Below are 8,352 nucleotides of genomic sequence, written 5' to 3' on the forward strand. Positions count from 1 at the left end.
ATTTTTGAAGGCTAATTTGCGTTTCACTCGTATGTCAGTAAGAGGCAAGAAGAAAGTGGAAAATGAATTAGGATTTGCATTCATGGCGGTGAACTTGAGAAAGTACACGGCTAAGCATGCGCATGGTCCAACAAATCCTGAAAATAATCCAACAAAAAAAGATTCCGACCATCTTCCTAAGATGATCGGAATCTTTTTCGTTATTTTGGCTAGTTATGTCCCAGCCTCTTTTTATTAATCTCTACTATATAAATCGCGTGTATAAACTTTATTAGCTACATCTTTCAATTCTTCTGTTAAACGATTTGCAACAATCACATCACAAAGGCTTTTGAATTCATCAAAGTCTTTCATTACTTTAGAATTGTAAAACTCTTCTTCTTCCATTACTGGTTCGTATACAACAACTTCAATTCCTTTAGCTTTAATTCGCTTCATAACACCTTGTACCGCTGATTGTCTAAAGTTATCTGAGTCTGTCTTCATTGTTAAACGATATATACCAACAACTTTAGGATTCTTTGCAACAATGCTATTAGCAACATGATCTTTCCTTGTTCTATTAGCATCAACTATCGCTGCCATAATATTATTTGGTACATCTTCATAGTTAGCTAAAAGTTGTTTTGTATCCTTCGGTAGACAATATCCACCATAACCAAATGAAGGGTTATTATAGTGTGTACCAATGCGTGGATCAAGTCCCACACCTTCAATAATCTGCTTCGTATCTAAACCTCTCACTTCTCCATATGTATCTAATTCATTAAAGAATGCAACACGCATGGCAAGGTATGTATTCGCAAACAATTTAATTGCTTCTGCTTCCGTTGAGTTAGTTAAAAGCACATCAATATTTTCTTTCAAAGCACCTTGTTCAAGCAAATTAGCAAACGTCTTAGCTTTTTCTGATTGCTCACCAACAACAATGCGTGAAGGATATAAATTATCGTAAAGCGCCTTACCTTCTCGCAAGAATTCAGGAGAAAAGATAATATTTTCTGTTTTAAATTTCGCTCTCGTTTCTAATGTATAACCAACTGGTACAGTTGATTTAATTATCATCGTTGCATTAGGATTGATGGATAAAACTGTAGATATAACTTTTTCCACCGTACTTGTATCAAAGTAATTCTTCTCTGCATCATAATTAGTCGGCGTTGAAATAACAACAAAATCCGCGTTTTTATATGCCTCTGTTGTATCTGTTGTCGCAGTTAGATTTAACTCTTTTGTTTCCAAATATGTCTGAATTTCCTCATCAACAATTGGAGACTTTTTATTGTTAATTAAATCCACTTTCTCTTGAATAATATCTAACGCAACTACTTCATTGTTTTGTGCTAATAGGATCGCATTGGACAAACCAACGTATCCTGTTCCAGCTACTACTATTTTCATTTTATTCTTTCCTTTCTCAATAACTACTTTTATTGTTTATTCCCTATAATCATTTATGCAAGTGAATATTTTCTAGCATATAATTTAACTTTTCTGCATCATAATATATAATAGCATACTCTCAAATATAATTGCAGTATACAGGCTAAGAATTCGACACTTTTTTATGATATTATAAATTATCGAATAAATATTTAGAATTAAAAATATTTATTAAAACGATAAAAATATACAACATTTTTAAATAATCTGATTTACCTTATTGTCATTTCATAGTAGAATGAAAGATAGTTTATAAATTAAAACTTGAGGGGATATATAATGTCAAAAAACGACACAAATATACGTAGTGAAAAACGTAAAAATAATAAAAAATCCAGAAAACGTAAAAGGTTATTGTTTATCCTAGTTCCATTAGCTCTTTTATTAATTGGATCTACTGTTTATGCAGTAAACTTAGTTAATAAAGCAGAAACAACAGCTGCTAACTCATATGAAAGTGATGGAAGAGAAAAATCCGAGTTACGTGAAGAAGCTGTTGATCCGGCTGAAGACCATGTATCTATCCTATTTATTGGTGTTGATGATAGTGAACATCGTGAAGAAAGCAATAGCGGTGCTTCTCGCTCAGACGCATTAATTTTGGCAACCTTAAACAAGGATGATAACAGTGTGAAATTACTAAGTATTCCAAGAGATTCCTATGTATATATTCCTGAAGTTGGATATGAAGACAAAATAACACATGCTCACGCTTTTGGTGGAGCAACTGCAACAATTGAAACAGTAGAATATCTTCTTGACGTACCAGTTGATTATTACGTTCGTTTAAACTTTAACGCCTTTGTAGACGTGGTTGATGAATTAGGTGGTATTACTTTTGATGTACCATATGAGTTCTCTGAATCCAACTCAGATGATGAAAAGGATGCTATCCATCTTCTAGCTGGCGAACAAGAACTTGATGGTGAGGAAGCATTAGCAGTAGCAAGAACAAGAAAGTTAGATAGTGATCTTGAACGTGGAAAGAGACAACAGGAAGTTATAAAAGCCATTGCAGCGAAAGCGACGTCATTAAGCTCTGTGTTTAAATATGATAATGTTATCGAAGCAGTTGGTGATAATATGTCGACTAGCTTAACTTTTGATCAAATGAAAAGTTTCGTTTCTTATGGTACTTCCGGTGATTTAGATATTGAGTCACTAAATTTAACTGGTAACGATCTTTGGACAGATGCTTATTATTTTCAGCTAGATGAAGAAGTTCTTGAGGAAAACAAACAAATATTAAAAGAACATTTGGGAATAGATACTTCAAGTACTACTACTGAATAAGCAACATAAATATAAAAAATACTGCGTTATCAAAAAGACGACTTTCCTTAGGAAAGTCGTCTTTTTGATTTTAACTGGATAGTTTGTCTATGATTCTATGATATATTTTTTATTTGCCAATACTAGATTTATATGATTTATTCCATCTCTTTTGAAGTTTCTTTATCTCATCTTCTTTATAAAAATGTTTAACCAGCTTGGAATTATACATTTCTTCTTTATATGTCTCTGGAATATGGATTGTACTTTTGAATTTTTTGTAAAGATCTGTGTACTCTTTGTCTGAAGATGTGTTTGCGTTTTTCAATTCGAAATTTTTAAAATCCATAAATTCTTTAAAAGCATCTTTGACAGTATCTTGAATATCTTCTAACTTTAGTAATAATATTTCTACTTTATCATATTGATATATTTTATATCCTTTATCTTTCGGGAAATCTTCTTCAAGTAAATCAATATGAAAGATAGATTTTATTTCATTGTCAAACCAATTTAACGGAACTTGGTGAAATCCTTTTTTATGATATTCCTCATAAAAGAATGCGTTGTGCAAATCACTTATAGGTTTTTCGTCTTTAATATAACTTTCATATGTGTCTGGTACTAATCTGTCTATCACTTGAAAGAAATGAGATATATTTCGTGAAATTGGATCTCTAACTAACGTGATAACTTTTAATTTTTGGTCTTTATTTGATTCATCAAGAGACTTGTGCATCATTTCTGCTAACGAAATTCCTTCTTCATAATATACTGAAGCTCTCATTTTATTTTTTAAATGGTGTACATGCCAAATTGGAATATTGCTCTCCAAATATTTCCCTAAAGATTTTTTAATAGTTGATGAACCAACCTTGCCCATTTGAAAAACCATAAGCGGTAACACTTGATTTTCCTTTATATCTTCAATAATTGTATCCACACTTGTTAAATGATCATATACTTTCCTTTTTGTCATTACATTCATCCTTTTCAGCTTAAACTAATTTGATTTATCTATCTTCGCTAAAAACCAGCCATTTTTAAGAACTTCACGATTGTAATAAAATCTTTCTTTATCTTCTTGTCTCGTTACACTTCCACCTGCTGCCTCTACTATAGCTTGTCCTGCTCCAGTATCCCATTCCATAGTTGGTGCATAGCGTGGATAGTAATCTGCTTTACCTTCGGCTACTAAGCAAAATTTTAAGGAGCTTCCCGCTGAAACTACCTCTACTTTAGAAGCCTTTTCTTTTAATTCATTGATAAATGCCTGTGTATCATCAGACATATGAGATCTACTAGCCACCACTCTTATGCTCGTATTATCAGTATCAGCTTCTGGAAGTGAGATGCTGTTTTCAATTAACTCTGTTTCATTTGAGATAGTTAACTTAGATGCTTTCTCTATTTTAAAAGCTCCCAAACCTTCTTTACCATAATAGAAGATGTCTAATACTGGCGCATAGATCACTCCTAATACAGGATAATTCCCTTCTATTAGAGCAATATTAACGGTAAACTCATCATTCTTTTTCACAAATTCTTTTGTACCATCTAATGGATCTACTAGCCAGAACTGTTTCCAATCTTTTCGTTCTTGATAAGATATATCTCTTCCCTCTTCACTCAAAATCGGAATCTTGGGAAAGCTTTTTTGTAATCCGTCCATAATTACATGATGAGAACGTTCATCTGCAATGGTTAGTGGTGAGTCATCTACTTTTTTAACTACTTCAAAATCCTGTTGATATACTTCTAAAATTTCTCTCCCTGCTGACAAGGAAATTTCCAACAATCGCAATAGATCATCATTATTCATAAGATAGATATCCTTTCCTATTAAGATAATCAATTATTTTTTTTACTGATTCATCTACTGACTGTTTATCTGTCTCGATAATCACTTCAGGATTAAGTGGCTCTTCATAAGGATCATCTATTCCTGTAAATCCTTTAATTTCACCTGCTCGAGCTTTCTTATAAAGTCCTTTTGGATCTCGTTCTTCACAGGATTCTAAACTGCATTTCACATATATTTCCACGAATTCTTCGCTTGCTAGTAAACTTCTAACATGATCACGATCTTCTCGATAAGGTGATATGAAGGCACTTAAAGTAAGTAACCCAGCATCTACCATTAACTTTGATACTTCACCGATTCGACGAATATTCTCTTTACGATCTTGAGCACTAAATCCTAAATTATTATTTAACCCGTGTCGGATGTTATCTCCATCTAGTCGATAGGTATGAACACCATGCTCAAATAATTTTTTTTCTAAATCGACAGATACAGTTGATTTGCCAGAACCAGATAAACCAGTAAACCAAAGTACTGCACTTTTTTGTTTTTTTAAAGATTGTCTGTCCTCTTTCGTTACTATTGAATCATGCCAGACAATATTGGTTGCTTCTACCATTATTTTCCTCCTAAAACCAAACATTATTTATAATAAATACACTAATAAACATGACAATAATACTTAAGGGTGTTCCTACTTTGACATAGTCCAAGTACTTATATCCCCCTGGTCCATAAACAATAAGATTTGTTTGGTAACCAATTGGGGTAATAAAGCTTGCAGATGCTGCAATAGCGATAAGTACTGCAAAACCCATTGGGTCTACTTGCAAATTTTCAGCCATTTCTAATCCAATTGGGAGCATCAAGACTGCAGCAGCACTGTTAGTTATTAATTCAGTAAAGAGATTGGTTAACATATAAATGAACAGTAAAGTTATTATGAGCCCAAAAGGCTGCCCTAATCTTAGAATTCCTTCTGCTATCAACTGTGCTAGACCTGTTTTGGTGATAGCAGTTCCTATTGAAAATGAACTAGCTATCAATAATAGTACTGGAAATTGAATGTATTTTTGTGCCTCTACAGCTGATATTACTTTCGTTATCATTAGTATAAGCACTACAATAGCCATTGCTTTAAACATTGTTAATAGGCCAAAACCAACACTGATTATTAATAAGATAAATAAACCAAGTGAAAACCATCCCTTTACTGTATTCTCTTTAAGCGATTCAGGTGTTTTTAATGATGAGACAACATAAAAATCATCAGATTGTTGATATTTCTCTACAAAATCAGAACCAGCTAACAATAATAACGTATCACCAGGTTTTAAGACTATATCTCCCACTTTACTTTTTATACGTTCTGTATTCCTGTGTACTGCGATTACACCAGCATCATAACGTAAGCGAAATTGAGATTTTTTAATTGACTTATATACTAGAGATGACTGATGAGATACAACTGCTTCTACTAGCTGATTCGTCCCATTTCGTAAATCATCTAATTCTACACTTGTTCCTGTTTCTAAAGTTAAACCGTTTATTTTTTGAAGATCAGCTATAGTTGCAATTAAACCAGTAAATATAAGCCGATCATCAGCTTTAATAATTGTTGAGGAGCGAACGGGTGATAGTCGGTCTTTCCCCCTAATTATTTCAATTAAATATAAACCCTTCAGGTCTCTTAATCCTGCAATTTGAACACTTTTATTTACATATCGAAAAGTTGATTGAACTTTCATTTCAGCAATATATTCCCTTGAATCTTCTTTCACTTGCTGGCTAAATCCCTTTTGTTCTGGTAAAAGCTTAAATCCGAAAGTAAACAAATAGATTAAACCAGCTATTGTAATAGGAATACCCACTATAGATAACTGAAATAAAGAAAAACCCTCAAATCCATAATCCAAAAGCAAACCATGTACAACTAAATTGGTCGAAGTTCCCATTAATGTAATCGTTCCACCTAGAATAGTTACATAAGACAAGGGTATTAAAACTTTTGATGGTGCAATATTTCTCTCTTCACACCACTTTTTTAGAATTGGGGTAAAAGTTACCACAATTGGTGTGTTATTTAAAAAGGAAGAAAAGAAAGCAATTGGAATAAAAAAACGTAATAGCGCTCCCTTAACACTATTTGAATTAATTAACCATTTACCCATTATTTGATTAATTATTCCACTTTTTTGAACTGCACCAGCCACAATAAATAACAACGCTATCGTTAACATTCCCTGGTTTGAAAATCCTTTTAATGCTTCTTCAGTATTTAATATTCCTGTTACTAGAAAGGTAATTAAGACTGAAAAAACAATCATATCAGGACGAGCAATTTCAAATAGCAATGCTACTAGCATTGCAAAAACCATAATAAGTACAAATATCATTTCTATTGTCATAGGATATCGTCCCTTATATAAGTTTTATTAAATTCCTTGAATTAGAATATCTGCGACTTCAGGACGAGAAAATTCTTTTGGAGGTCGCTCACCATTACGTAACATTTCACGTACTTTAGTTCCACTTAAATGAACATGGTTTTCTTTATCGTGTGGACATGTTTTCGACGTTGCCATATTTTCGCAAACTTCGCAATAAAATGCATGTTCAAATTTAAAAATTGTCATATCTAATTCATCTTCATACTTCGCAATTAATTCCTGAGCATCATATGTGCCATAATAGTCGCCGACACCAGCATGATCACGACCTACTATAAAGTGAGTGCATCCGTAATTCTTGCGTACAATAGCATGCAAAATTGCTTCCCTTGGTCCAGCGTATCTCATCGCAGCAGGATAAATTACTAAGCGCACACGATCTTTTACATAATAGTGCTTTAAAATTGCTTGATAACTTTTCATACGTACGTCGGCAGGTATATCATCTGATTTTGTTTCTCCCACCAATGGATTCAACAATAAACCATCTACAGATTCTAAGGCTGTTTTTTGAATATATTCATGCGCACGGTGAACTGGATTACGGGTTTGAAATCCAACAATTGTTTTCCAACCTAAATCTTTAAACATCTGTCGTGTTTCTACTGGATCCATATGATAGTCTTTAAACTCGTTATGATTCGGACGATTTATTAATGTGATTGGACCTGCTAGATTCACATCTCCACGCTCATATAGTTTTTTTACACCAGCATGAGCTAAATCGGTAGTTCCGTATACTTTTTGTGCTTCTAAATGTTTATTACTTTCATATTTTTCTTCTAATTGTATTGTTCCATAGATAACATCATCTTCACCTTTAAGGGCAATTTCTTCTCCTACCTCAAGACTTTCTGCCTCTTCTAAGGTAACTGCCAACGTTATTGGCACACTCCAAACTGTTCCATCTACAAGTCTCAATTCATTTATTACACTTTCATAATCTGCTTTTCCTATGAAACCGCTTAGTGGACTAAAGCCTCCTATTGCTATAAGTTCTAAATCTGAAATTGTCCAAGATGATATTGTTATTGCCTTGAGCTTATTCGCCTTAACTAATATTGTATCTCTTTCACTTTTAGTAACCTCACGATTAACTAACGTTAACGTATCTCCATGTGGCTTAATTGTCATATAATATACCTCCAAATTTTTTCTCAAAAGAACATTAGTTTTAATTCTAACAAACTTAGACTAATTTCGCATTTAAACACTACATTTTAAATTATTATCTATTAACCTTAAATTAATATTAAAAAAGAGGCTGGGACATAACTAGCCAAAAATAACGAAAAAGGTTCCAATCATCATAGAAAGATGGTCGGAACCTTTTTTTGTTAGATTATATTCAGGCGTTGTTGTACCATTCGCATGTTTAGCGGT

7 protein-coding genes and 1 pseudogene are annotated in these 8,352 nt (G+C 33.0%); 2 read left to right on the forward strand and 6 right to left on the reverse strand.

Going from position 1 to position 8,352, the window contains the following annotated elements; genetic code table 11:
- Positions 1-238 (forward strand): annotated as a pseudogene (locus D2K62_RS18340) (IS5/IS1182 family transposase); the annotation flags it as partial.
- On the opposite strand, the gene D2K62_RS18345 reads toward D2K62_RS18340, so the two are convergent.
- Positions 235-1,401, reverse strand: a complete 1,167-nt coding sequence (locus D2K62_RS18345) for a nucleotide sugar dehydrogenase (RefSeq protein WP_112182151.1) — start codon at positions 1,399-1,401, stop codon at positions 235-237. The pseudogene D2K62_RS18340 and the gene D2K62_RS18345 sit on opposite strands and share 4 nt — an antisense overlap.
- A 321-nt stretch (positions 1,402-1,722) precedes the next feature.
- Here D2K62_RS18345 and D2K62_RS18350 point away from each other — a divergent pair, with 321 nt between their 5' ends.
- On the forward strand, positions 1,723-2,736 hold the full coding sequence (locus D2K62_RS18350) for an LCP family protein (protein ID WP_112182152.1): 1,014 nt from the start codon (positions 1,723-1,725) through the stop codon (positions 2,734-2,736).
- 109 nt (positions 2,737-2,845) lie between these two features.
- Here D2K62_RS18350 and D2K62_RS18355 read toward each other — a convergent pair whose 3' ends face one another.
- Genes D2K62_RS18355 through sat form a run of 5 tightly spaced genes read right to left on the reverse strand, consistent with a single transcriptional unit; the run spans position 2,846 to position 8,103 of the window.
- Complete coding sequence (locus D2K62_RS18355) at positions 2,846-3,694, reverse strand: putative capsular polysaccharide synthesis family protein (RefSeq protein WP_157967911.1); 849 nt, start codon at positions 3,692-3,694, stop codon at positions 2,846-2,848.
- A 24-nt stretch (positions 3,695-3,718) separates the two neighbouring features.
- On the reverse strand, positions 3,719-4,537 hold the full coding sequence (gene cysQ / locus D2K62_RS18360) for a 3'(2'),5'-bisphosphate nucleotidase CysQ (protein ID WP_112182154.1): 819 nt from the start codon (positions 4,535-4,537) through the stop codon (positions 3,719-3,721).
- Positions 4,530-5,138: an adenylyl-sulfate kinase gene (gene cysC, locus D2K62_RS18365; RefSeq protein WP_112182155.1), complete on the reverse strand. Its 609-nt coding sequence runs from the start codon at positions 5,136-5,138 to the stop codon at positions 4,530-4,532. The genes cysQ and cysC overlap by 8 nt, the downstream gene beginning before the upstream one ends.
- Positions 5,139-5,148: 10 nt before the next feature.
- Positions 5,149-6,927: an SLC13 family permease gene (locus tag D2K62_RS18370; RefSeq protein ID WP_117161868.1), complete on the reverse strand. Its 1,779-nt coding sequence runs from the start codon at positions 6,925-6,927 to the stop codon at positions 5,149-5,151.
- A 27-nt stretch (positions 6,928-6,954) separates the two neighbouring features.
- Entirely contained in the window at positions 6,955-8,103 is a 1,149-nt protein-coding gene (sat, locus tag D2K62_RS18375; protein WP_112182157.1) for a sulfate adenylyltransferase, read from the reverse strand.
- Positions 8,104-8,352 lie beyond the last annotated feature (249 nt).

Source organism: Paraliobacillus sp. X-1268, assembly GCF_003426095.1.
In the GTDB taxonomy this organism is placed as follows: Bacteria; Bacillota; Bacilli; order Bacillales; family Amphibacillaceae; genus Paraliobacillus_A; species Paraliobacillus_A zengyii.